This is a genomic window from Tropicimonas sp. TH_r6 (genome assembly GCF_033101155.1).
In the GTDB taxonomy this organism is placed as follows: Bacteria; Pseudomonadota; Alphaproteobacteria; order Rhodobacterales; family Rhodobacteraceae; genus Tropicimonas.
The window spans coordinates 37,844-60,450 of the sequence record NZ_JAWMPX010000018.1 but is presented as its reverse complement, the minus strand read 5'-3'; the positions used below and the strand labels follow the sequence as shown (position 1 = coordinate 60,450).

At 61.3% G+C, this 22,607-nt stretch carries 23 protein-coding genes and 2 pseudogenes; 20 read left to right on the top strand and 5 right to left on the bottom strand.

Features of this window, described 5'->3' with window-relative positions:
- Positions 1-12 precede the first annotated feature (12 nt).
- Positions 13-864, top strand: coding sequence for a hypothetical protein (locus R3X27_RS16775; RefSeq protein WP_411572508.1), 852 nt, complete (start codon positions 13-15; stop codon positions 862-864).
- A 147-nt stretch (positions 865-1,011) separates the two neighbouring features.
- On the opposite strand, the gene R3X27_RS16770 is transcribed toward R3X27_RS16775, so the two are convergent.
- Positions 1,012-3,114, bottom strand: a complete 2,103-nt coding sequence (locus R3X27_RS16770; protein ID WP_317710026.1) for a bifunctional rhamnulose-1-phosphate aldolase/short-chain dehydrogenase — start codon at positions 3,112-3,114, stop codon at positions 1,012-1,014.
- Between the two features lie 186 nt (positions 3,115-3,300).
- Here R3X27_RS16770 and R3X27_RS16765 point away from each other — a divergent pair, with 186 nt between their 5' ends.
- The 15 genes and pseudogenes from R3X27_RS16765 to R3X27_RS16695 form a co-directional block, all read left to right on the top strand.
- Positions 3,301-4,107: a DeoR/GlpR family DNA-binding transcription regulator gene (locus R3X27_RS16765; protein ID WP_317710025.1), complete on the top strand. Its 807-nt coding sequence runs from the start codon at positions 3,301-3,303 to the stop codon at positions 4,105-4,107.
- A gap of 47 nt (positions 4,108-4,154) precedes the next feature.
- On the top strand, positions 4,155-5,147 hold the full coding sequence (gene rhaS / locus R3X27_RS16760) for a rhamnose ABC transporter substrate-binding protein (RefSeq protein ID WP_317710024.1): 993 nt from the start codon (positions 4,155-4,157) through the stop codon (positions 5,145-5,147).
- 117 nt (positions 5,148-5,264) lie between these two features.
- Complete coding sequence (locus tag R3X27_RS16755; RefSeq protein WP_317710023.1) at positions 5,265-6,767, top strand: sugar ABC transporter ATP-binding protein; 1,503 nt, start codon at positions 5,265-5,267, stop codon at positions 6,765-6,767.
- Positions 6,767-7,747: an ABC transporter permease gene (locus R3X27_RS16750; protein WP_317710065.1), complete on the top strand. Its 981-nt coding sequence runs from the start codon at positions 6,767-6,769 to the stop codon at positions 7,745-7,747. The genes R3X27_RS16755 and R3X27_RS16750 overlap by 1 nt, the downstream gene beginning before the upstream one ends.
- The gene (locus R3X27_RS16745; protein WP_317710022.1) at positions 7,744-8,739 is read left to right on the top strand and encodes an ABC transporter permease; all 996 of its coding nucleotides are present in this window, start codon (positions 7,744-7,746) and stop codon (positions 8,737-8,739) included. The genes R3X27_RS16750 and R3X27_RS16745 overlap by 4 nt, the downstream gene beginning before the upstream one ends.
- Before the next feature lie 3 nt (positions 8,740-8,742).
- The gene (gene rhaM / locus R3X27_RS16740) at positions 8,743-9,057 is read left to right on the top strand and encodes an L-rhamnose mutarotase (protein ID WP_317710021.1); all 315 of its coding nucleotides are present in this window, start codon (positions 8,743-8,745) and stop codon (positions 9,055-9,057) included.
- The gene (locus R3X27_RS16735) at positions 9,054-10,460 is read left to right on the top strand and encodes an FGGY-family carbohydrate kinase (RefSeq protein ID WP_317710020.1); all 1,407 of its coding nucleotides are present in this window, start codon (positions 9,054-9,056) and stop codon (positions 10,458-10,460) included. Before rhaM ends, R3X27_RS16735 begins: the two co-directional genes overlap by 4 nt.
- A gap of 17 nt (positions 10,461-10,477) precedes the next feature.
- Positions 10,478-11,725: an L-rhamnose isomerase gene (locus R3X27_RS16730; RefSeq protein ID WP_317710019.1), complete on the top strand. Its 1,248-nt coding sequence runs from the start codon at positions 10,478-10,480 to the stop codon at positions 11,723-11,725.
- A gap of 10 nt (positions 11,726-11,735) precedes the next feature.
- Positions 11,736-12,599 carry a rhamnulose-1-phosphate aldolase gene (gene rhaD, locus R3X27_RS16725; protein ID WP_317710018.1) on the top strand — a complete coding sequence of 288 codons (864 nt, stop codon included), beginning with the start codon at positions 11,736-11,738 and terminating at the stop codon, positions 12,597-12,599.
- 44 nt (positions 12,600-12,643) lie between these two features.
- The gene (locus R3X27_RS16720; protein WP_317710017.1) at positions 12,644-13,162 is read left to right on the top strand and encodes a redoxin domain-containing protein; all 519 of its coding nucleotides are present in this window, start codon (positions 12,644-12,646) and stop codon (positions 13,160-13,162) included.
- 332 nt (positions 13,163-13,494) lie between these two features.
- The gene (locus R3X27_RS16715) at positions 13,495-13,635 is read left to right on the top strand and encodes a transposase (protein WP_317710016.1); all 141 of its coding nucleotides are present in this window, start codon (positions 13,495-13,497) and stop codon (positions 13,633-13,635) included.
- Between the two features lie 30 nt (positions 13,636-13,665).
- Positions 13,666-13,821, top strand: a complete 156-nt coding sequence (locus R3X27_RS16710; RefSeq protein ID WP_317710015.1) for a hypothetical protein — start codon at positions 13,666-13,668, stop codon at positions 13,819-13,821.
- Positions 13,822-13,919: 98 nt separating this feature from the next.
- On the top strand, positions 13,920-14,234 hold the full coding sequence (locus tag R3X27_RS16705; protein ID WP_317710014.1) for an IS3 family transposase: 315 nt from the start codon (positions 13,920-13,922) through the stop codon (positions 14,232-14,234).
- Complete coding sequence (locus R3X27_RS16700; RefSeq protein ID WP_317710013.1) at positions 14,231-14,782, top strand: integrase core domain-containing protein; 552 nt, start codon at positions 14,231-14,233, stop codon at positions 14,780-14,782. Before R3X27_RS16705 ends, R3X27_RS16700 begins: the two co-directional genes overlap by 4 nt.
- A 232-nt stretch (positions 14,783-15,014) precedes the next feature.
- Positions 15,015-15,206, top strand: a pseudogene (locus R3X27_RS16695) (hypothetical protein); the annotation flags it as partial.
- A 97-nt stretch (positions 15,207-15,303) separates the two neighbouring features.
- Here the strand turns inward: R3X27_RS16695 and R3X27_RS16690 are convergent.
- Positions 15,304-16,338 (bottom strand): AraC family transcriptional regulator, encoded by a 1,035-nt coding sequence (locus R3X27_RS16690; protein WP_317710012.1) that lies wholly within the window; start codon positions 16,336-16,338, stop codon positions 15,304-15,306.
- Positions 16,339-16,630: 292 nt separating this feature from the next.
- Between R3X27_RS16690 and R3X27_RS16685 the strand changes: the two genes are divergently transcribed.
- The 3 genes from R3X27_RS16685 to R3X27_RS16675 all read left to right on the top strand — a co-directional run bounded on the left by R3X27_RS16685 (position 16,631) and on the right by R3X27_RS16675 (position 20,193).
- Complete coding sequence (locus R3X27_RS16685; RefSeq protein ID WP_317710011.1) at positions 16,631-17,488, top strand: hypothetical protein; 858 nt, start codon at positions 16,631-16,633, stop codon at positions 17,486-17,488.
- A 114-nt stretch (positions 17,489-17,602) separates the two neighbouring features.
- A complete protein-coding gene (locus tag R3X27_RS16680; protein WP_317710010.1) occupies positions 17,603-18,664 on the top strand; it encodes a mechanosensitive ion channel family protein in 1,062 nt (353 codons plus the stop codon).
- Between the two features lie 23 nt (positions 18,665-18,687).
- Positions 18,688-20,193: a M48 family metalloprotease gene (locus R3X27_RS16675; protein ID WP_317710009.1), complete on the top strand. Its 1,506-nt coding sequence runs from the start codon at positions 18,688-18,690 to the stop codon at positions 20,191-20,193.
- 114 nt (positions 20,194-20,307) lie between these two features.
- On the opposite strand, the gene R3X27_RS16670 is transcribed toward R3X27_RS16675, so the two are convergent.
- On the bottom strand, positions 20,308-21,135 hold the full coding sequence (locus R3X27_RS16670; protein WP_317710008.1) for a hypothetical protein: 828 nt from the start codon (positions 21,133-21,135) through the stop codon (positions 20,308-20,310).
- A gap of 113 nt (positions 21,136-21,248) precedes the next feature.
- On the bottom strand, positions 21,249-21,773 hold the full coding sequence (locus R3X27_RS16665; RefSeq protein WP_317710007.1) for a hypothetical protein: 525 nt from the start codon (positions 21,771-21,773) through the stop codon (positions 21,249-21,251).
- A gap of 294 nt (positions 21,774-22,067) precedes the next feature.
- On the opposite strand from R3X27_RS16665, the gene R3X27_RS25675 reads away from it, so the two are divergent.
- Positions 22,068-22,316 carry a linear amide C-N hydrolase gene (locus R3X27_RS25675; RefSeq protein ID WP_411572507.1) on the top strand — a complete coding sequence of 83 codons (249 nt, stop codon included), beginning with the start codon at positions 22,068-22,070 and terminating at the stop codon, positions 22,314-22,316.
- Here R3X27_RS25675 and R3X27_RS16660 read toward each other — a convergent pair.
- Positions 22,313-22,516: pseudogene (locus R3X27_RS16660) on the bottom strand (Tn3 family transposase); the annotation flags it as partial. The gene R3X27_RS25675 and the pseudogene R3X27_RS16660 sit on opposite strands and share 4 nt — an antisense overlap.
- Positions 22,517-22,607 lie beyond the last annotated feature (91 nt).

The window sequence follows — 22,607 nt, the reverse complement described above, 5'->3', positions numbered from 1 at the left end:
CTTCATGACATCTTGAGCCAGCATGCCGACATCCGGCTTCCGAAAATCAAGGAGACGCACTATTTCAGTCACTCAGACCGTCGCGAACGCGGCCCTGAGTGGTATCGGGGCCAATTTCCGGATCGCGCGGCGACACTGACGGGCGAGATTGACCCCGAATATATGTATTCCCCTTGTGCGCCATGGCGTATCGCAGAGGAAACCTCGGCAAAGAAGATCGTGTTCATACTGCGAAATCCGATCCGCAGGGCCTATTCGCAATATCTCATGAGCGTACGGCGCGGCTATGAGCCCCTGTCGTTTCGTGAAGCACTACTGGCCGAACAGGATCGCCTGTCCGGGGAAGATGCCAGCTTTGCCTACGATAACTGGAGCTATTCAGCCCGTAGCAACTACACCGTTCAGATCGAAAGGTTCTTGAGAGAAATCAAGAAGGTGGAACCTTTGTTCCTTCTGTCCGACACGTTGACGTCCGATATCGAGACATCGGGCTACAACCAGTTCTGCCAGTTCGTGGGAACCTCCCCTCGGCCGGAGCTTCTCCAACAGGGAATACAGAGCAACGTGGCCAGCCAGCCCCGGTTTGTCAGGTTGCGTGATTTCATCTACGCGAACAAGGGACGATCCGACCTGCGACGTGCCGTGACAGGGCTTTTGCCGGGCTCCGTCAAGGCGGGCATCTTCAAAATGATCGATGGGTTGAACCAGCAACCTATCACCGAGAACGACGAGACCGCTCTCGTTGACCTTCCCGAAGCCCTCCTCGAGAACATGGCGCGGGATGCCGAGCGATGCCAGATCCTGACCGGGCTCGATCTTTCTCCTTGGATGGCCGACCTTGAGGCTCTTCAGCGCGGGGCATGATCTTTCATTTTAATGATCCCGCGACTGGCGCCGGCGTCTCGAACGAACCTGTTCTTTGCATTTTAGGGGAACCTTCCCAAGCGAGTGAACCCGTTTGGGAATGGTTCCAGCATTTTCGTGCGCGGCCCGCCGTGGCCCGCTTTTGGCCTACCGTGTGAACGACTGCACATTCCCGGCATCGACGTTCAGGATATTTCCGGTGGACTTGGCCGAGGCCTCCGAGACGAGGAAGTAGGCGGCCTCGGCGATGTCCTCGGGCAGGACCGAGCGTTTGAGCAACGAGCGCTGACGGTACATTTCCTCCAGCCCTTCCTTGTCGGTGCCATAGGTCCCGGCGCGTTGGTCGAGCCATTCGCCGGACCAAATCCGGGAGCCGCGCAGGACCGCGTCCGGGTTGACCACGTTGACCCGGATCCCCTCAGGTGCGCCTTCGAGCGCGAGGCAGCGGGCGAGGTGGATCTCGCTGGCCTTGGCGGTGCAATAGGCCGAGGCATTGGGCGAGGCGGCAAGACCGTTCTTGGAGGCGACAAAGACTACGGCGCCACCAATGGACTGCGTTTTCATCAGCCGGAAGGCCGCGCGCGAGACGAGAAAATACCCCGTGGAGAGGATCGACATGTTGCGATTCCACAGCTCGAGGCTGGTCTCCTCGATCGGCGCTGAAGACGCGATGCCGGCATTGGACACCAGCAGGTCCACCCCGCCGAATTCCCGCGCAGCGGTGGCGAAGGCCGTGTCCACGGCGGTTTCGTCGGTCACATCCAGTTCAACAGCGCGGACAACGTCGGCGGAGTGCCGCGACGCCAGGGCAACCCGTGTCTCCTCCAGCGTGTCACGCGCGATGTCGGTGAGCACGACGCAGGCGCCTTCGCGCAGGAAGCGCTCCGCTGTGGCCGAACCGATGCCGCCGGCGGCGCCTGTAACGAGCGCAACCCTGCCAGCCAGCGGTTTCGGCGTCGGCATGCGTTGCAGCTTGGCCTCTTCCAGCAGCCAGTACTCGATATCGAAGGCCTCCTGTTCCGGCAGGCCGCAATAGTCTGAAACCGCCGAAGCGCCACGCATCACGTTGATCGCGTTGACATAAAACTCGCCTGAAATGCGCGCCGTCGCCTTGTCCTTGGCAAAAGTGATCATGCCGACACCGGGCACGAGGTAGACCACCGCGTTGGGATCGCGCATGGCCGGGCTGTTGTCGCGTTTGCAGCGCTCGTAATAGGCCGCGTAGTTCTCTCGATAGGTGACCACCGATGCCGCCAACCCGTCGAGCAGGGCGCTCACATCCGGTTTGGCCGGGTCAAAATCCACCACCAGCGGACAGATCTTGGTGCGCAGGAAGTGATCCGGGCAGCTTGTCCCGAGCGCGGCGAGCGTCGGCATGTCCGCGGCATTCACGAAGTCCAGAACCGCGGGTTGGTCATCGAAATGGCCGACCATGTGGTGGGCGCCGGAGATCATGCCGCGAATCGCCGGCATCAGCTCGGACGCGACGGCGGCGCGCGCCTCTGCTTCAAGAGAGGCATGGATTGCGCCACCGAAAGACGGCTTGCCCTCCGTCCTGGCGTCGAACCAGGTGATGGCGCGATTGATGCTGTCAATTGTCAGCGCGTAGCAGTCTTCGGCGCTATCGGCCCATGTGAACAGCCCGTGGGATTCAAGGATGACGCCCTTGGCGTCGGGGTTTTCGAGGCAGAATGTCTCAAGCCAGAGCCCAAGCTCGTAGCCCGGCCGCTTCCAGGGCAGCCAACCGATCTCGCCGCCGAAGATCTCCTCGGTGAGCACCTTCGAACCAGCCGACGCCGCGATGGCGATGATCGCATCGGGGTGGACATGATCGACATGGGCTTTGGGCACATAGGCATGCAAGGGCGTGTCGATGGACGCTGCGCGCGGGTTCAGGTCGAAGGTGCAGTGAGGCAGGTAACCCACCATCTCGTCTTCATGTTCAGGCCCACGATAGAGCCCCTTCAGGGCGACGAGCTTGTCCATGTAGAGGGTCGAGAAGCCGGACCGGGCGATGGAGCCGAGATCGCCGCCCGAGCCCTTGACCCAGAGCACATCGCAGGGCTGGCCGGTCAACGGGTCGGTCTCCGTGATCTTGGCCGAGGTGTTTCCGCCGCCATAATTGGTCACGCGCTTGTCAGAACCGAGCAAATTCGAGCGATAGAGCAGCAACTCCGATTCGCTCAAGCCCACAGCGTGACCCGTGTCCCATTGATTGCTCAGAAGCTTGTTATCCGTCGAATTTGTCACTTGTCCTGCTCCTCCCCAGAGCGCGCGAAACCTGTCAAAGCTGACACAAGGCTGGTAAGCTCTCCGCTCAAAGTCAATCAAAAACAATCACTGTCAGCCGTGATTGAGCGAAAATCGAAAATTGATGATTGAAAATGATTGACAGTGAGCGTTTGGAAGATCAACGTATGCAACAAGGAGGACGAAATGCACGAGTCGGAACGCCACAGGGTCATTCTATCGGCTGTCCAGGACAGGCCGGTGGTTACCGTGGCAGATCTGTGCACCCTGACCGGAGCCTCGGAGGCAACTGTCAGGCGCGATATCGCAGCCCTGCACATGCAAAAGAAACTGCGCCGGGTGCGCGGTGGTGCCGAGGCCATTGCGCCGCCGAAATTCGTCGGGCTGGCCGGGCACCCCTTCGCCATGAACGAGATCCGCAAGATGGTGGAGAAGCAGGCGATTGCACTGGCTGCGGCCGATCTCTGCGAGGATGGCGACTCGATCATCATCAATGGCGGGACGACGACCTTCCAGATGGTGCACCCGTTGGCCAATCGCCGGTTGCAGGTCTTCACCAACAGCTTTCCCATCGCAGAGCACCTGCTGAAGAATTCCAAGAATACGGTGATGGTTCCCGGTGGTGTCATCTATCGCGAGCAGAACATCATCCTGTCGCCTTTCGACAATGACGTGTCCGGCAATTTCTATGCCCGCCGCATGTTCATGGGCATCCACGGCATCGGACGGCTCGGCCTGATGGAGCAGGACCCGCTGCTGATCCAGGCCGAACAGAAGCTGATCGGCCAGGCAGACGAGCTGGTGGTGATGGTGGATTCGTCCAAGTTTCGCAATCGCTCGAGCCTCGTGCTCTGCCCGCTGGAACGGATCGACACCGTGATTACCGATGACGGCATCGACGACGAGAGCGCCGCGCTGCTGGAGACAGCCGGTGTTCGCCTGATCGTCGCGCCGCTCGACGCGCAACGCAACACGACCCCGCAGGCCGGGTAAAGGCCGGGCTGCGGGCAGGAAACCAACGCTCAAGGGAGGAAACCATAATGAGCATTTTCAAGAAGGCCCTGACCACAGCCACAATTGCCACGACCCTGTTTGCCGGGGCCGCACAAGCAGACGACATGCGCATTGCCCTTGTCGTCAAGGCGCTCGGCATTGGCTTCTTCGAAGCCGCCGCGAAAGGCGCCGAGGAAGCTGCCGCCGAACTTGGCGGTGTCGAGATCATCTATACCGGCCCGACCGACACAACCGCCGAAGGCCAGATCGAAGTGATCAATTCGCTGATCGCCCAGCAGGTCGATGCGATTGCCGTCTCCGCCAATGACACCGACGCGCTCGTGCCGACACTCAAGAAGGCCATGCAGCGCGGGATCACCGTGATCTCCTGGGATTCCGGCGTCGCCGAAGAGGGGCGCCAGTTGCACCTCAACCCCTCCTCCAACCCGCTGATCGGCAACATGATCATCAAGCTGGCCGCCGATCACCTGCCCGATGGCGGCGATGTTGCCGTGCTGTCGGCTACCACCACCTCGACCAACCAGAACATCTGGATCGAGGAAATGAACAAGGTCATGGGCAATTACCCGGGCATCAATGTCGTCGCGACCGTCTATGGCGACGACCTGGCCGACAAGTCCTATCGCGAGGCCACCGGCCTGATGCAGACCCATCCCGACCTCAAGGCGATCATCGCGCCGACCTCCGTCGGCATCGTGGCCGCCGCGCAGGCCGTGGTTGATGCCGGCAAGGTGGGTGAGGTCAACGTGACCGGGCTTGGTCTTCCCTCCGAGATGGCCGGCGCCATTGAATCCGGCGCTTCGCAAAGCTTCGCGATCTGGAACCCGATCGACCTTGGATATTCCGCGACGATGCTGGCGCACAGCCTTGCATCCGGTGCCGCCGAAGCCGGCCCTGGCGCCGAGATCCCGATGGGCCGCATGGGCTCGCTGACGCTTGACGAGAACACCAACGGCGCAATGGCCGACCCGTTCGTCTATGACAGCTCCAATATCGACGAGTTCAAGAGCATCTTCTGATCCTCTCTCTCGGGGCGCGGCGCATTCGGCGCCGGCCCCACCCATTCTTCACACATTGAACGGCTGGAACACGCAATGCACCTCAGCCCTGATGTCAGCAAGGCTGCAGATGCCCTCATGACAGACCCGATCCTCTCTCTCGACGCCATCACGAAGATCTTCCCGGGGGTGCGCGCGCTCTCCGATGTGAAGCTCGACCTCTATCCCGGCCAGGTCACCGCGCTGGTTGGTGAGAACGGTGCCGGCAAGTCGACCATCGTCAAGGTGCTGACCGGTATCTACCAGCCCGAAGAGGGCAAGATCCGCGTCGATGGCCAGGAGACGAAATTCCCCACCGCACAGCATGCCGCAGATGCCGGCATCACCGCGATCCATCAGGAGACCGTTCTCTTCGACGAGCTGTCCGTGGCGGAAAACATCTATATCGGCCACGCCCCGCGCGGAAAATACGGGCTGATCGACACCGCCCGGATGCGCCGCGATGCCAAGGAGTTGCTGGACCGCGTGGGTGCCGAGATCGACCCCGCCGTTCCGCTCAAGGAGCTCGGCATTGCCAACAAGCACCTGGTGGCGATCTCCCGCGCGCTCTCCATCGACGCGCGCGTTGTCATCATGGACGAGCCGACCGCGGCGCTCAGCCAGAAGGAGATCGAGGAGCTCTACGAGTTGGTCGATCGCCTCAAGGCCGAGGGCAAGGCGATCCTGTTCATCAGCCACAAGTTCGACGAGATATTTCGCATCGCGGACCGCTACACCGTGTTTCGGGACGGCCAGTATGTCGGTGCGGGTGCTATGGCCGATATCACCGAGGATGACCTCGTGCGTCTTATGGTGGGGCGCTCGGTCGAGAACATCTTCCCCGAACGCAACGCGACACCGGGCGAGGAATTGCTGCAAGTGTCTGGCTACAGCCACCCCACCGAGTTCGAGGACATCTCCTTCACCCTGCGCAAGGGCGAGATCCTGGGATTCTACGGGTTGGTCGGGGCAGGGCGCTCCGAGGTCATGCAGGCGCTGTTCGGCATCACCAAGCCCTCCGGCGGCACGCTGACGGTTGACGGGCAGGTGCGCCAGATCCGCTCCACCGCCGAGGCGGTCGAGGCGGGAATCGTCTATGTGCCCGAAGATCGCGGCAAACAGGGTGCGATCATCGGCATGCCGATTTTCAAGAACGTTACCTTGCCGTCACTGGACCGTACTTCAAAGAACGGCTTCACTCGACTGGCCGAGGAATTTGTCCTGGCGCGGAAATACACGGAGCGGCTCGACCTTCGGGCGGCTTCGCTCGATCAGGATGTGGGCAACCTGTCGGGCGGCAACCAGCAGAAGGTGGTGATCGCAAAGTGGCTCGCCACCGAGCCCAAGATCATCATCCTCGACGAGCCGACCAAGGGCATCGATATCGGCTCCAAGGCCGCCGTCCACGCTTTCACTGCCGAGCTTGCCGCGCAAGGGCTGGCCGTGATCATGGTTTCCTCGGAGATCCCCGAGATCGTCGGCATGTCTGATCGGGTGATCGTCATGCGCGAAGGCCGCATGGTCGCCGAACTGGCTGGCGACGAGGTGACACCCGAAACGCTCGTCCGGCACGCCGCTGGTATCTCGGAGGGATCGGCATGATGCCCCAGCTTCTCAAATCTCGCGAGGCCATCCTTCTGGCCGCGATCCTCGCGCTTCTGGCGATCATCGCCTCGCGTTTCCCGGCCTATGTGGAGCCGGGCAACCTCATCAATGTCTTCAACGACACCTCGACGCTGATCATCCTGGCGATGGGGCAGATGTGCGTGATCCTCACGCGCTGCATCGACCTTTCGGTGGCCGCCAACGTGGCGTTGACCGGCATGGTCGTGGCCACGCTCAACACGCTGATGCCGGGGCTGCCAGTGGTCGTGATCCTCGTCATCGCGCTCACGCTTGGTGCCTGCCTTGGCGCGGTGAACGGGCTGCTGGTCTGGAAACTCCAGATCCCGGCCATCGTCGTCACACTTGGCACGATGACCATCTTCCGCGGCATCGTCTTCCTGATTTCTGACGGAAAGTGGATCAACGCGCATGAAATGGGCGCGAGCTTCAAGGACTTCCCGCGTATGGAACTCGCCGGGCTGCCCATGCTCTCCTGGATCGCGGTCTTCGTGGTGATCTGCTTCGTCGTGATGATCAACCGCACCCCGCTCGGACGCTCCTTCTTTGCCGTCGGCGGCAACCCGAACGCGGCCGTCTATACCGGCATCGATGTCGGTCGAACGCAGTTCCTCGCCTTCACCATCTCCGGCATGATGGCCGGTCTCACCGGCTATCTCTGGGTGTCGCGCTTCGCCGTGGCCTATGTCGATATCGCCGGCGGGTTCGAGCTTGAGGTCGTAGCGGCCTGCGTTATCGGCGGCATCTCCATCGCAGGCGGTGTCGGCTCGGTGGCGGGCACGCTGCTCGGCGCGCTTTTCCTCGGTGTGATCAAGAACGCCCTGCCGGTCATCAACATCTCGCCCTTCTGGCAGCTCGCGATCTCGGGCAGCGCGATCATCATCGCCGTCGCCTTCAATGCGCAATCCAGCCGCACCAAGGGCCGGGTCATCCTCAAATCCGCGGAGCATACGGCATGACCGACGCAACCCATCATCATGTTCCCGACCGCCTGACGACGCCACTTCAGCGCACGCTGAGAAGCTGGGAAACACTCCTGCTGGCCGTCGCAATCGCGATCTTCATCGTCAACTCCTTCGCTTCGCCCTATTTCCTCAATGCCTGGAACCTGAGCGACGCGACTTTCAACTTCACCGAAAAGGCGATGATCGCCTTTGCCATGGCGCTGGTCATCATTTCCGGCGAGATCGACCTCTCGGTCGCTTCCATCATTGCGCTCACGTCAACTGCGATGGGCGCGGCGGCGGAGGTCGGCATGGGTACGCCGGGTATCGTGCTGATCGGTCTTGCCGTCGGGCTGGCCTGCGGCGCGTTCAACGGCGCACTGGTGACCGGGCTCGGGCTGCCCTCCATCGTGGTCACGATCGGTACGATGAGCCTCTTCCGCGGCATCTCCTATATCGTGCTGGGCGATCAGGCTTTCACCAACTATCCCGACAGCTTCGCCTGGTTCGGGCAGGGCTATGCCTTCTGGGTGATCTCGGTGGAGTTCGTCTTCTTCCTCCTCTTCGCGGTGATCTACGGCGTGGTCCTGCACAAGACCAATTTCGGCCGCGCAGTCTTCTCCATCGGCAATAACCCTGTCGGCGCGCTCTTCTCCGGCATCCGGGTCAAGCGGGTGAAATTCATCCTCTTCATGTTGACCGGTCTGATGGCGGCCTTCGCCTCGGTCTGCCTGACCTCGCGCCTCGGCTCCACCCGACCTTCCATCGCCTTCGGTATGGAGTTGGAAGTGGTCACCATGGTCGTACTGGGCGGAATCAACATCCTTGGCGGATCCGGCTCGATCCCCGGCGTGGTGATCGCGGCCTTCGTCATGGGGCTTGTCACCTTCGGGCTGGGCCTTCTGAACGTGCCGGGCATCGTGATGTCGATCTTCATCGGCCTGCTGCTGATCGGGGTGATCGCCCTGCCGAGGCTCTTTGCGCAAATCCGTCAGGCGAGGCGCTGATCAATGCAGAAATACGCCTTCCGCATGCGCCTCAACCCTGGCTGTCGCGAGGAATACCAGCGCCGCCATGACGAGATCTGGCCTGAGCTTTCCGATCTACTGCGCGAGGCCGGAGTGTCGGATTACTCGATCCATCTCGACCCGGAAACCAACCTGCTCTTCGGCGTGCTCTGGCGGACAGACGATCACCGGATGGACAGCTTGCCCGAGACGGCGGTGATGCAACGCTGGTGGGCGCATATGGCCGATATCATGGAAACCCAAGCGGACAACAAGCCGGTCGTGACCGAGCTGGAAACGGTGTTTCACCTGCCATGACCGAGTACCGACATGTCGCCGTCATCGATATCGGCAAGACCAACGCCAAGCTCGCCATGGTCGACATGGAGGCGCTGGCGGAAATCGATGTCCGGACGACGCCCAACACGGTGCTCGACACAGCACCCTATCCGCATTTCGACACCGATCGCCTCTGGGCGTTCATCCTCCAAGGCCTTGCGGAGTTCCAGGCGAAACATGGGGTCGACGCGATCAGCGTGACAACCCATGGCGCCTCGATCGTGTTGCTCGACAGCTACGGCGGGCTGGCGACGCCGGTGCTCGACTATGAGCATCCCGGGCCGGACGCGCTGGCGGCCGCCTATGACGCCATCCGGCCCGATTTCGTTCAGACCGGTGCGCCGCGTCTTCCAATGGGCTTGAATGTCGGCGCGCAGGTGCACTGGCTGCTGGAAAGCCAACCCGGGCTGCGGGAACGCGTGGCAAAAGTGGTCACCTATCCGCAATTCTGGGTCGCGCGGTTGACCGGGATTGCCTGCACCGAAGTGACCTCTTTGGGCTGTCATACCGATCTCTGGGAACCGGAAACCGGTCGCTTCAGCCCGCTGGCGAAACAGCTCGGCATCGCCGAAAAGCTCGCTCCGGCCTATCTCGCGACCGACAAGGTGGGATCGGTGTTGCCGATGTTGACGCGCGCGACCGGGCTCTACGCGAACACCCCGGTCTTCTGCGGCATCCACGATTCCAACGCCTCGCTCTATCCGCACCTGCTGGCGCTTGCCGCCCCGTTCACCGTTCTGTCGACCGGCACCTGGGTGATTGCCATGACCATCGGGGCGGCAAAGCAACCGCTCGACCCGGATCGCGACACGCTGATCAATGTCAATGCGCTTGGCCGGCCCGTGCCCTCGGCCCGCTTCATGGGAGGACGGGAATATGCGTTGCTGATGGGGAAAGATCGCGTCGAGCCCACCGAGCAGGACATCGCCGATGTGCTCGACCGTCAGGCCATGCTCCTGCCGGCTGTCGTGTCGGAATCCGGCCCGTTCCGGGGCCGCAAGCCGGCATGGACCGTCGAGGAGGCTGCGCTGACGCCGGGCCAGCGCGCCGCCGTGGTCTCTCTTTACCTCGCGATGATGGCCGAAACCTGCCTCTCGATGATCGGGGCGCGGGGGCCAACCCTCACCGAAGGACCCTTCGCCCGCAACCGGCTGTTTCTCGACATGCTGGCCGAGGCGACCGGCCGACCCGTGCTCCTTCCCAGCGGGTCGGCCACTGGAACAAGCATCGGCGCGGCGCTACTGACCCGTGGGGCCGGCGCCGCGCTCTGCGATAAGCCAAAGGCGCATCCGTCCCTGGGAACGGATCTCGCGCACGCCCTTCAAACCTACGCTGACACCTGGCACCGCGCCTGCACCGCGCAGCACGCCGCTGCTGTCTGAAGACAAGGAAAACACCAATGACCCGTCCCGATTATACCGCCGCACAAGAGGTTTTCGCGCAGTGGGGCGTCGATACAGAGGCCGCGCTGGACCGACTGGCAGAGATCCCGATCTCGGTCCATTGCTGGCAGGGCGACGATGTCGTGGGTTTCGAAGGCGTGACCGCGGGCAGCGGTGGCGGCATCCAGGCCACCGGCGACTATCCGGGCCGGGCCCGCACCCCCGACGAGCTGCGCGCCGATCTCGAGTTTGCCTATGCCAACATTCCCGGCAAGCATCGGCTGAACCTCCATGCCAGCTATCTCGACAGTGACGAGACCCCGGAACGCGACGCGCTGGAATACAAGCATTTCGCGCCCTGGGTTGACTGGGCGAAGGAAAACGGCCTCGGGCTCGACTTCAACCCGACCTTCTTTGCCCATCCCAAGGCCGACGACAACCTGACCCTGTCGCATCCCGACAAGGGCATTCGCGATTTCTGGATCCGCCATGGCCAGATCTGCCGCGAGATCGCAGCAAAGATCGGGCAGGAACTGGGTAGCGCCTGCGTCAACAACATCTGGGTGCCGGATGGGTACAAGGACATCCCCGTGAACCGCATGGCAGCGCGGGAGCGGCTGGAGGCCTCGCTCGACGTGATGCTGGAGAAGCGTTTCGCCAAGGCACAGCTTCTGGATGCGGTGGAGAGCAAGCTCTTCGGACTGGGCGTCGAGGCTTGTACCGTGGGAAGCCACGAGTTCTACCTTGGCTATTCCATCCGCAAGGGCACGCTGCTTTGCCTCGATATGGGCCATTTCCACCCCACGGAAAGCATCGCCGACAAGCTTTCCGCCGTGTCGCTCTCGGTCGACGAGATCCTGCTCCATGTCAGCCGCCCGATGCGGTGGGACAGTGACCATGTGATCCTGCTCAATGACGATATCCTCGCGATGGCGCAGGAATTGGTTTTCGGCGATCTGCTCGGGCGCACCCATATCGGGCTCGATTTCTTCGACGCCACGATCAGCCGCACCGCGGCCTGGGTCGTCGGCACGCGCAACATGCAAAAGGCGCTGATGCGCGCGCTGCTGCAGCCGGTCGAGATGTTGCAGGCCAAGGAGGCCGAACTGAACTTCTCCGATCGTTTCATCCTGACCGAAGAGCTCAAGGACCTGCCCTATGGCGCGGTCTGGGAGACCTTCTGCGAGCGTCAGTCCGTGCCGAGCGGCGTGACGCTTCTGAACACACTCAACACCTATCAGGCCTCCGTGGCCGACCGGATATAAGGAGGGCGAGATGCCCGAATTCACCCACGCAATCTCCTTCGTCGAAGAGGCCGCCCCCTTCGTCCAGCTCTGCTGGAATATGGGCTGGAACGAGGCGAATGGCGGCAATTTCAGCTGGCGCCTGCCGACCGACGAGATCGAGGCGATCCTGCGCCGCCGCTTCCCCAAGGCGCGCCCGACAGACCCGCTGCCGCTTGATCAGGCGCAGCCGAGCCTCGATGGCGACTACTTCCTGATGACCGGCTCGGGGCAGTTCTTCCGCCACGCGCTGGCACATCCCGACGAAGTTTTCGGCATCATCCAGATCGTCGAGGGCGGCACCGCCTATCGCACCGTCTGGGGCTTTGCCATGGGTGGACGGCCGACCTCGGAATTCGCCACCCACCTTGTCGGCCATGCCATCCGCAAGGAGGTTTCGGGCGGGCGCGAGCGGGTGATCCTGCATTGCCACGTGCCGGAATTCATCGCGCTCAGCTTCCTGATGCCGCTCGACTCGCGCGAGCTGAGCATGGCGCTTTGGCAGAAGATGCCGGAATGCATCGTGATCTTCCCCGATGGGGTGCGCGTTGTGCCGCCGCTGCTGCCCGGCACGGTCTCCATCGCCGAGGCGTCCGCCGTGGAGTTGCGCAACAGCCGCATCATCTCCTGGAGCCATCACGGGATCTTTGCGTCCGAAGAGAGCCCCGACAAGGTATTCGCGCTGGTCGAAACGATCGAGAAAGCCGCTGCAATTCAGCGGCGTGTTCTGTCCGCCGGTGGTCCGCAGCGTGGGATCGAGCCGAGCCTGCTCAGGGAGCTGTGTGACAAGTTCGGTCACATCATGGTGTCCGAGCCGGCTTTCCTTGACCAGGGCGGTGAGGACAGTAAATCTTGATCCCTTAGGCCGGAAACCCCGCCCGCAGGTTATAGGAAGACCAAATGACAGACATGAAGCCCCGCGTGGGCGCGCTTCTCGGCGAGTTCAACTTCGCTGTTGCCGACAGGGCAGACACCATCACGGTTGGTCAGCCGAAGGACCGCTGGACCATGCTGTTTGTCTATCGCGGCCGGCATTGCCCGCGCTGCAAGCGATTCCTGAACAAGCTGAACGCTGTGCTGCCGGACTGGGCCGAGGCCATGGATGTCGTGGTTGTCTCGGCCGACACCAAGGACAAAGCCCTGGCGGACAAGGCTGAGTTCGGCTGGGAATTCGACCTGTGCCATGGCTTGACCGAAACACAGATGCGCGCGCTTGGCCTCTACGTGTCCGAACCGCTTGATGATGCGGAGACGACGGGCCTTTTCGCCGAACCCGGCGCCTTTGCCTTCCGTCCGAACGGCGAGTTGATGCTTGTCGACATTTCGAACGGTCCCGCGGCGCGCCCGGATCTGGAAGAACTGTTGGACGGGATGAAGTTCAATATCGCCAAGAACCGTCCGGTCCGGGGAACAGCCTGACACGGGTGGGTTCCAGACGCTCTGAAACGGTGCCCATCTGGCTTTCCGGATGGGGCCCTTTCCGTTGCTTCAGCTCAACGCGCCAGCAAGCCGCCGTCGAGGTTGCACATAGCGCGGGTAATGTCGTCCGGTTTTCCCCAGCGGCCTGCCGAGATGTGATCTGGGATTGCCTTGTTCCGCTCGGTGGGCCCGGCACGGTTCGAACCCTCAGACATGGCCTTCCACCATGATGCAAAGGGTCCAGAGGGAGAGGGAGAGTAAGCTCAGATCCAATCCGTGTGACTGCCCCCTAAAACTGGGCCATTGTTTGGACCACGAAAGGGGGAAGAGGGATGGCTCGGAAACGGTATTCGGATGAGGACGTCCTGAAACTGCTGCGAGAGATCGAGCTGAAGCTGGCGGATGGAGATGACGTCCGGACGTCCTGTCGTTCGGTCGGTGTCAACGACGCAACCTACTACAATGAGCCATAGTCGCGCCATTGGTCCGAGCGACAATGACGAATGCGGCGTCGGTTCGGCGGGATGGGCAAGTCTCAGCCGTCGGAGTCGCGTTGCCTTGAGAAAGAGAACGCTCGGCTCAAGAAGATCGTGGCCGAGTTGGAACTCGACAAGCTAATTCTCAAGGAAAGCCTGAACCACCTAAAGCCGAGGGCCTGACGACGAGCCAGCTTCGTCAGGCCGTCATTCACACGTGTCAGAAACCCGCCACGTCCGAACGCCGGACCTGCAAGGTGGTCGGACTTGCCCGGAGTTCCATGCAGTACCGATCCGTCGCGAGGAACGACGATGAGTTGCGGCTGGCCATGATCCGACTGGCGAAGAGCTATGGGCCTTATTACGATCGAAAAGTTGCAGAGTTGCTGCGGGTCGAGGGTTGGCGCGTGAACCACAAGACGGTGGAGCGGCTCTGGGGCGAGGAAGGGCTGCAACAGCCACAGCGGCACCTTGAGGAGGACCAGGGATTGGTCCGGGGGACCAATCCCCCGACGAAAGAAGCGGCGCCTTTACCACGAGGACAGTTCGATCATTCGGTTGCGACCGACACATCCGAACCATGTGTGGAGCGTTGATCCTCGCCATTGTCGCTCGGACCAATGGCGCTCCCAATGGCTCGAGTCACGACAAACTCAGCGATGGCCGCAGCTACAAGGTGCTGACGGTGCTGGACGAATACACCCGCCAGGCACTGGCAGTAGAAGTCCGCACCCGCATGGGTTCTGAGGATGTGCTGGAGGTCCTCTACGGGCTGTTCCTGCGCCACGGAAAACCGGAGTTCGTCCGGAGCGACAACGGCCCAGAGTTCGCATCGGAAGCGACACAGGGATGGCTTGAGAAGGTCGGCGTGAAGCCAATCCGGATCTATCCGGGCTCACCATGGGAGAATGGATACAACGAACGGTTCGACGGAACGCTACGCCGGGAAGTCCTCAATGTGGAATGGTTCACGACGACCAGGCAGGCCCAGATCGTCAACAACTGCTGGCTCAAGCAGTACAACCACACCCGCCCGCATCAGGCACTCGGAATGCGGCCTCCTGTGCCTGAAACCCTATCAAGAAGTGGCCCATCGAAATGGGGCTGGACAGATTCTCGATGGTCGACTGACGATTTCATATAGGAGTCTGGCAGCTTGACCCCCAGGTTCTTTCCACTCCCGGACAGTTTAGACCAGATTCTGATTAATTAGGGCACAGTGACACCCCGTCTTGATACGCGGTGCCGGGTTCTTTTTTTCGGTAGCGCGTTTCCCGACATGTCTCACCTTTATCACCTCTAACCTCTCCGGGTCATGACAGTTCGCCACACTCCAAGTTTCAACGAGCGGGCTGACCCAACAGAGGATTAACTTCATGAATTCGAAAGACAAACGGCTCTTCCGTTGGCCGGGCGCGATTTTGGCCCTGAGTGCCATTGTTGTGCCGACCTTCGCCTTTGCTCAAGACAAACCCAATGTTCTGGTCATCTGGGGCGATGATATCGGGATCACCAACATCTCGGCCTATTCGCGCGGCCTCATGGGCTACCAGACGCCGAATATCGACTGGGGAGCCTGATCTTTCTCTATCTGATGGCCGCGATCTTCGTGTTCTGTGCCGAGTTCAACGGCCGGCTGCGCACAATCGCGCTCGACGAGGGAACCTAACGTCCACGCGAGGCATATTCGGACGGAGCCATTCCCTCCCACCGTGAGAACGCTTCCGAAAAAGATTGACGCTGGGCATAGCCGAGACGATCAGCTGTCTCTTCGACGGAAATCCCGGCCCGCAAGTCCTTCCTGGCCGCATCGTGGCGGGCTTCATCCCGCAGCGCGGCAAAGCTGCTCCCGTTGCGCCGGAGTTCGAATTGCAGAGTACGGGATGGCTTCGAGAGAATCTCCGATATGTAATCCAGCGAAATCGGGCGATGCATCTCCCTGATGGCCGCAGACTGAAGCTGCCGGACGATCTCGACCGTGGACGGCGCGGCGCATTCGATGTTCTCCATCGCCCGGGAAAAAGTTGCGGCCAGGCTTGCATCGCCCTGCTCCAATCGCCGCTGCAGCAAGAACGCGTCGAACTCGACAACTCCCCGCGTGGCGGAGGTGACCCGGGTTGCATCGGGAAACAGTGCCTTGTGCTCTGGTTTGCACCTTGGGAACCGGATGATCGGGTGCGCGGACTTGTACCCGCGGGTCAATCGAACGAGATTGAAAAACAACCCCATTGTTATCTGGCTGTCCCGGGCGCTTTCCGCGCCGCGCCCGTAGGGGTTCAGAAACTCGATCCGGCACCGGTCGTTGCGCATCCCGAAGATCACGGTGGCCCCGGCCTGCACGTATTCCAGCCCATCACGGACGCGCTGGAGCGCATCCCACAAGCTCTCCGAATGGTACACCGCACGCCCGAACAGCCCCATATCCGTCAGGTGTTGGTTCAGTCCAGTCCGCGCCGTAAACGCAGGATCTGACGCGTAGAATTCCTTCCGCGAGAGACCGTCGAGATAGGTGTCGGCGCTAATCAGTACCTCGTCGTCGAGCTCCGGAACGGCCCCCTCTGTGTCTTCGACCACGGCACGGGCACCTGCGGGGTTCTTCTCCGCAAGCTTTGCCAGCGGCCCGAGCAGCAAGGCACCCCGCACCGGAGTGTCGCCGACACCAGGTGTGTTTTTGTCCCAGCCTTGCGCGTTTTCCGACACCCTAAGGGTTCTCCCGTTTTACGCTTGCCCGGAATGATGGGTTATTAACAGGAAAATACAACAGTTTTGAATGATTCTAAGATCCCGGTCCCGGGTCGTAGGTCGGCTTTTCTGCTCCGTGCAGGTCAGAGCCCCCAAAATCCGACCCCCCCAAAAGGTGATCGGGTGACTGCGACCGGGAGCAAGGATCCCGGACCTCGCTATTGCGACCCAGCACTCACCTATGAACCGGCCGCTGCCCGGCCAAACCGTTGCAGCAGCCTTGCTGCGAAACCCCTGCCAGGAGTGAATAATGGACAAGTTTGTTGCGGTCGTCTGTGACGATGAAAACACCGCCTACAAGGCCACCGAGGCCCTCAAGGAGCTACACCGCAAGGGCGATCTGGTGATCTATGCCCATGGCGTGATTTCAAAGGACGCCGACGGTGTTGCCGTTCTGAAAAAGTCCGAAGACGAAGGTCCGATCGGCACCGCCTTCGGCGCGCTGATGGGGGCGATGGTCGGCGTCCTGGCCGGGCCCGCTGCCGTTGCCGCCGGCGCAGCGGTCGCCGGGACCGCCGCCGCCGCCACGGCTGCCAGCACCGGGATGGTCGTGGGCTCCATGTCAGGCGGCCTCATGGGAATGTACCGTGACCTGTGGGTCTCGGGGATCGATGCCGGCGTTGTCGATATGGTCTCGACCGAGCTTGTCCCGGGCAAGAGCTGCCTTGTGGCCTCCATCGACGAGGTCTGGAGCACCCCGCTCGACGTGAAGATGAAGGAGCTTGGCGGCATCGTCTATCGCAAGCCTCGCATTGACGTCGAGGACGACCAGATTGCCGCCGAGATGAACGAGCTCAATCGGGAACTCGACGAGCTTGATGCTGAGATGGAGCAGGCCGTCGACGAGATGGCCGACAACATCAACGAGAAAATCGACAACACCAAGGCTAAGATCCAGGAAACCAACGAGAAGATCGACAAGCGCATGGACCAGCTGGATGCGGAGTTCGAAGCCCGCGTTGATGCGCTGGACGATCAGATCCAGACCGCCGTCGGCAATACGAAAACCAGGTTCCAGAAGCGCAAGGCGGAGCTGACCACAGACTATCACGAGCGCAAGGCCAAGTTGCAAAAGGCCTCGAGCCTTGCGGCAGACGCTCTCCTGTAACACGGTTGGGTGCGGCCCGGACAGGGGCCGTACCAACCACGAACGGGGCTCGACTTGGATACCTTGCAGCTTTCAGACCTCATCAACAGTCTCACCACGCCATTCCGAACCTGGATGGAACGCATAGACCCGGAAACCGCCGCCGCCTTCGTCGGGCTCTGTGTGCTGGTCATCTTGTTTCGGAGCCCCCTCGCCTCGGCCGCCTTGCGCCTTGTGCGCTGGCTCATGTCGAGCATCTCGATCACGATGACGGACGAGATGGAGGAAGAGGCCGGAAAGTTCATGCGCATCCTGCTGGTCGCCGGCTCTCTGCTCCTGACCCTCGAAACCCTGTCGCCGCCGGAATTCGCTGGCGGTTTCTTTCGAAAAGTCCTGATTTCTGTGCTTGTTCTGGCGATTTTCGCGGCCTGGTATCGGTTGGTCGAACCGATGATTGGCCTTATCGGCCCAGACAAGATCACCGGGGTCCGGCTGGATACCTCCTGGATGGTGCGGCTGGGCCAGTTCGTCGTCGTGTTGATGTCGATCACGGCGTTTCTCGAGGTCTGGAACATCGATATCTCCAATGCCCTGACCGGCGTCGGGGTACTTGGCGCCGGCCTTGCCATCGCCTCGCAGGATTTCATCCGCAACCTGATCGCCGGCATGAACAACATGAGCGAGAAGCGGTTCGAAACCGGCGACTGGATCGCCGTGCAGGGCGGCGTAGAGGGCACCGTGACCCGGGTCGATGTCCGCTCCACGACCGTCATGGGCTTCGACCACGTCCCCCATTATGTGCCCAACAGCGAGCTTTCCAACGCGATCGTCCTCAACAAGAGCCGCATGGATCACCGCCGGATCTCCTGGACCATCGGCCTGGTGCGGGACGCGACCGATGCGCAGCTCGAAGCGGTTTGCGAGGCGCTGCTCCGGCACATGCGCGAAAGCGGCGATTTCGTCACAGCTGAGGGCTTTCCCCTGCGTGTCATCCCCTTCGGCCTGTCCGACAGCGCCATCGAGATCCGCGTCCAGGGCTTCACGCAGACCAAGGACTACCAACCCTATCTCGAGGCCTCCGGTCGTCTCGTCTCCGCGTTGCGCCGCGCCCTTCGAGAGGCCGGTACGGAACTCGCCTACCCGACCCGGACACTTCACCTCACGGACCGACGTGAGGAACGTACCTCGCCGCCCTAACCCTCAGTCTCCAAGGATGCGCCATGACACTCCGCAGACCTTTCTCATCCCTTGGCCTTGCGACAGCGGCTCTTTCGGTCGCGGCACTCGTCGTTTTCTGGGCACCGCCGGCAGACGCCTTCGAGCTCACGCGGCCCTCCAAGAGCTTCGAGGACGAACGCGCCATCGCCGCCCAGCAGCACCCGCAGATCCTCGCCCAGTTCAACGGCGAATACGATGATCCGGAGCTTTCGGCCTATGTCACCCGTGTTGGTGAGCGCGTGGCCAAGGCCTCTGACATGCCTGACAAGCCCTTCAATTTCACCGTGCTGAACTCGCCGATGGTCAATGCCTTCACGGTCGGAGGAGGCTATGTCTATGTGACCCGAGGCATCCTGGCCTCGATCAACTCCGAGGCAGAACTCGCCGCCCTGCTTGGCCACGAGATCGCCCATGTAACAGATCGCCATACCGCCCGCCGCGAAACCCGCATCCAGCAGGACCGCGCGGTCTCTGTCGGCGTAGGCTTGCTGACGGGAAGCCTGTCTGCGGCGCTCCTGACCGAGGGGGTCGGCGCCGTGAACCGCCAGGCCTATTCGCGTGAACAGGAAGCCGACAGCGACACGCTCGGCATCGAGAGCATGACCCGCGCCGGATACGATCCGCACGCCATGCCGCAAATGCTGGGCGCGTTGAAACGCGAGGTCGCCCTGATGAACCGGATGGCCGGCAATGACGCGGATGCCGGCCCGGGCATCCCCGCCTGGCTCTCGGACCACCCGGAGACGGATGACCGCATCGCCAGGACGCAACAGGAGGCGGCGGCGACCGGCAAGGCGCCGGGGGCCGGCGATCTCGGCCGCAACGCGCATCTCGACGCAATCGACGGGATGCTGTTCGGACCGGACCCGAAATTCGGGCTTCTTAGGAACGGCACGTTTCTGCATCCCGGCCTGCGCGTCGCCTTCGATATCCCAAAGGGATACGCAATCAAACAACTGCCCGGAGCAATCCTCGCCGTTCGCGACCCCAAATCCTTCGTGCTGTTCACAGGTGCCGAATGGCCCGCCGAGCGGAGCCTCGAAGAGTTTGCCCTCTCGGCATGGTACTCGATCACGGAAGGCGATGTCGGAGATCTCGACAATCTTGAGGAGATGACCGTGAACGGGCTCCCGGCCGTCCTCGTCACCAAGCAGGTCGACCGGCTGTTGGCCAAGGGAACCCTCGCCAGCATCGCCTATCGCGTCAGCGACGAGCATGTGTTCGGGCTGTCCTTCCTAATCGTGGGTGACCTTTCCGGGCCCGTTTTCAACGAGTTCAAGGGGATTGCTGACAGCTTCCGGGGGTTGAGCTATGCCGATATTTCCGAGATCCCGATCCCGACAGTCACCGTGATCGAGACCACCGGATCGGAGGATCTTGCGACGATTGCCGAGCTGATGCTCTTTTCCGAGTTCAAGCTCGAACGGCTGAAGGCCCTGAACGGAGTCGATGCCGACCCGAAGAGCGGCGATCGCCTGAAGCTCATCGGCGACGGTCGGGACCGGTAGACTGGTCGGTCACCGCGGGGCTTCCCGGTTTCGATCCCACCACAAAAAGAGGGGCCACCCGGCCCCTCTTCCTCTTCAAACGACGGGTCTCTGGTTCCCCTATTCAAGCAGGGATCACCGGAACTGCAGGTTGATCGCAGCGTAGACCTGGAATTCCGGTTGACCGTCGCCGCGATGCGCCACGGACCACTGAGGTTCGATGAAGATGTTTGCCGTCGTCTTGCCGAACTTGACAACCTTGCCAGCCCGCAGACCCAGAGGAACGTTGTAATTGTCATTGCTGAAATTGTAGGTCCAGACCGGCGCGCCGCCCGTGTACCAGCCGTCGCCCAACTGCAAGAATGCAAAGGGCTGGAAGGCTCCGAGGTTTGGACGGGTCTTGCCCTCAGGTGTGTCCCCAATACCAGCACGATAGATCGCCAGATAGCCATATTGGAACTTCGGCGAACGACCATCGAAGAAGACATTGGCCAACCCGAGCTGCCATTGTTCTGCGCCCAACCTGTCGTCCGTGGCTGTCGGGGCAACAATCTGGGGGCCTATACCGAAACTGATGCCGGGTTGGGTATCGATTTGGTAGGCAAGGAAAACGTCAAGATCGCCGACCCCGCCGACGTCGCCGAATTCGCTGCCCAGAGGGAAACTGTTGTACGGCAATGAGGCCCGCAGCAGCCAGTTCGAGTTCCCGAAACTGAGCGGCTTGGCGAATCGTAGCCAGTACTGATTGCCGTTCACGTCATCCGGCAGTCCGTGGAAGGAACCGATGTGGTAGGTCTGAATATTGAATGCGGTAACATTCGCCAGCGGGTTGTTTGCATCCGCGTTTGCCGATGCCGCGCTTCCACTGTCTTCCTGTGCGAATGCCGACGCTGCTGCCATAGCCCAAATCAGCGCCCCCAGTCGCAGGGCCCGTCGCCCGACCTTGCCCGTTTCACTTTTCATGGTTCTTGTTCTTTCCATCTTTGCCAAACGATCATCCGACCGGTCCGAGGGAGCGTTTTCCGGGGCGTGAGATCGTAGCATCCGGAAAACGCGTCAATCGTATAGCAGAGCCCTTATCCACCCACTTCCATGTTGCACTTCCTTGCCGCCTCGATCGCCTTCATCGTGCCATCAAGGCTCACCAGCCATGCATAGGTCTCTTTGGGAAAGACGAGCATTTCCCGTTGCCTCATGACATCTTCCACGAAGTTCGGGTTGTTGGTCAGGAGGTAACCGCCCACGTATCCATCGGCCAGGTTCTTTGTCTTTCCGCGTGCCTTGGCGGAATAGAGGTTGTCTCCGAGCGACAATACGATGTCTTCCTTGTTCTTCACCTCGGCGTTCTTGGTGAAGACGCCGAAATAACCAAACTCGTGATCTTTGGTCAGGCCCATCTGGATGACGCCCCCATTCTCGTACATCCGTTCAATGAGACAGGAATTGCGACCCTCATCAACAAGGATGTTCCATCCGGATTCCTCGCCCCACGCCCGGAACGTCGAGTCCGAGGAGGGTAGCACATCGTCAGATGCGAACGCCGCCTGGCTCGCAACCAGACCGACGACCGTTGCGGCCGTGAATAGAGCCGTCTTACGCATGTTGATCTCTCCCTTGTTGAAAAATCTGTGTCTTATGTGACCTTGCTGACCGTTCAGCCGTCACCCTTTGCGAGCTGGTTGCGTTTCAAGTGTTTTCTGTCGCAGCATACCGCTTATCCCCGAGGCCATGTCGGTAAACGCGCAAGCCAGGACGGAAATTCTCCACGACCAGCCAGTAACCAACAGAGTTCGTGTGCTATCAATTGTCTGACACCGTTTGGGCGGGCGTGACCTTCAGGCATAGGGCAAGCGGCCCGGTTGCCTTGGCTCGGTATCCCGGTCTTTGCGCATTGGATGGTGGTGGAGCCCTCCGGAAATCCCGTCCTGATCGAATATGTCGATGGCGAGGTCCGCTTTTTCGCCCCGCTTGGCGCGGGCAGCGGGATGATCGGCCTGCCGGGTGACAACACTCCGCCTTCGCGCTTCATCCGGGCTGTCGCATGGACCAGACAGCGCGTCCGACGCCGAGCTGGGGCGAAACGGTCTACGAGCTGTTCCGCATCTTGGGGGTCGATTCCGGTGGAGCGCAAAATAGGGCGTTAGGGGCTTTGGGGCGCTTTCGGCTGCCAGTGATATTCCCCCGTGAGTAGGATATGGGCCCATCCGAGAGGTGATATGTGCGCCAAGAGGGTCGCTGGACAGTCAAGTCCATCATGACGACGCCGTTCAATGGCGTTTCCGAGCTGTTTCGTTTTCCAGTGGGTGATGATGGCCGCGAGCAGGTTCAGGCCGGCGATGCGAAAAACGAGGGATGCGACCTCCACACACGTCATTATTGAAATCTCCGCGCCATTGCAGATGGTTGTTCACGAGTCGTGCAATTCAAATGAAAGG

Excerpts from the sequence above, each read along its gene's own strand:
- R3X27_RS16735 (WP_317710020.1), top strand. The coding sequence starts at position 9,054 with ATGACCGAGTACCGACATGTCGCCGTCATCGATATCGGCAAGACCAAC.
- R3X27_RS16665 (WP_317710007.1), bottom strand. The coding sequence starts at position 21,773 with ATGCGTAAGACGGCTCTATTCACGGCCGCAACGGTCGTCGGTCTGGTT.
- R3X27_RS16765 (WP_317710025.1), top strand. The coding sequence starts at position 3,301 with ATGCACGAGTCGGAACGCCACAGGGTCATTCTATCGGCTGTCCAGGAC.
- R3X27_RS16705 (WP_317710014.1), top strand. The coding sequence starts at position 13,920 with ATGCAGTACCGATCCGTCGCGAGGAACGACGATGAGTTGCGGCTGGCC.
- R3X27_RS25675 (WP_411572507.1), top strand. The coding sequence starts at position 22,068 with ATGGTGGTGGAGCCCTCCGGAAATCCCGTCCTGATCGAATATGTCGAT.
- R3X27_RS16750 (WP_317710065.1), top strand. The coding sequence starts at position 6,767 with ATGCCCCAGCTTCTCAAATCTCGCGAGGCCATCCTTCTGGCCGCGATC.
- rhaD (WP_317710018.1), top strand. The coding sequence starts at position 11,736 with ATGCCCGAATTCACCCACGCAATCTCCTTCGTCGAAGAGGCCGCCCCC.
- R3X27_RS16720 (WP_317710017.1), top strand. The coding sequence starts at position 12,644 with ATGACAGACATGAAGCCCCGCGTGGGCGCGCTTCTCGGCGAGTTCAAC.
- R3X27_RS16710 (WP_317710015.1), top strand. The coding sequence starts at position 13,666 with ATGCGGCGTCGGTTCGGCGGGATGGGCAAGTCTCAGCCGTCGGAGTCG.
- R3X27_RS16755 (WP_317710023.1), top strand. The coding sequence starts at position 5,265 with ATGACAGACCCGATCCTCTCTCTCGACGCCATCACGAAGATCTTCCCG.
- R3X27_RS16680 (WP_317710010.1), top strand. The coding sequence starts at position 17,603 with ATGGAACGCATAGACCCGGAAACCGCCGCCGCCTTCGTCGGGCTCTGT.
- R3X27_RS16745 (WP_317710022.1), top strand. The coding sequence starts at position 7,744 with ATGACCGACGCAACCCATCATCATGTTCCCGACCGCCTGACGACGCCA.
- R3X27_RS16730 (WP_317710019.1), top strand. The coding sequence starts at position 10,478 with ATGACCCGTCCCGATTATACCGCCGCACAAGAGGTTTTCGCGCAGTGG.
- R3X27_RS16675 (WP_317710009.1), top strand. The coding sequence starts at position 18,688 with ATGACACTCCGCAGACCTTTCTCATCCCTTGGCCTTGCGACAGCGGCT.
- rhaM (WP_317710021.1), top strand. The coding sequence starts at position 8,743 with ATGCAGAAATACGCCTTCCGCATGCGCCTCAACCCTGGCTGTCGCGAG.
- R3X27_RS16715 (WP_317710016.1), top strand. The coding sequence starts at position 13,495 with ATGGCTCGGAAACGGTATTCGGATGAGGACGTCCTGAAACTGCTGCGA.
- R3X27_RS16670 (WP_317710008.1), bottom strand. The coding sequence starts at position 21,135 with ATGAAAAGTGAAACGGGCAAGGTCGGGCGACGGGCCCTGCGACTGGGG.
- R3X27_RS16685 (WP_317710011.1), top strand. The coding sequence starts at position 16,631 with ATGGACAAGTTTGTTGCGGTCGTCTGTGACGATGAAAACACCGCCTAC.
- rhaS (WP_317710024.1), top strand. The coding sequence starts at position 4,155 with ATGAGCATTTTCAAGAAGGCCCTGACCACAGCCACAATTGCCACGACC.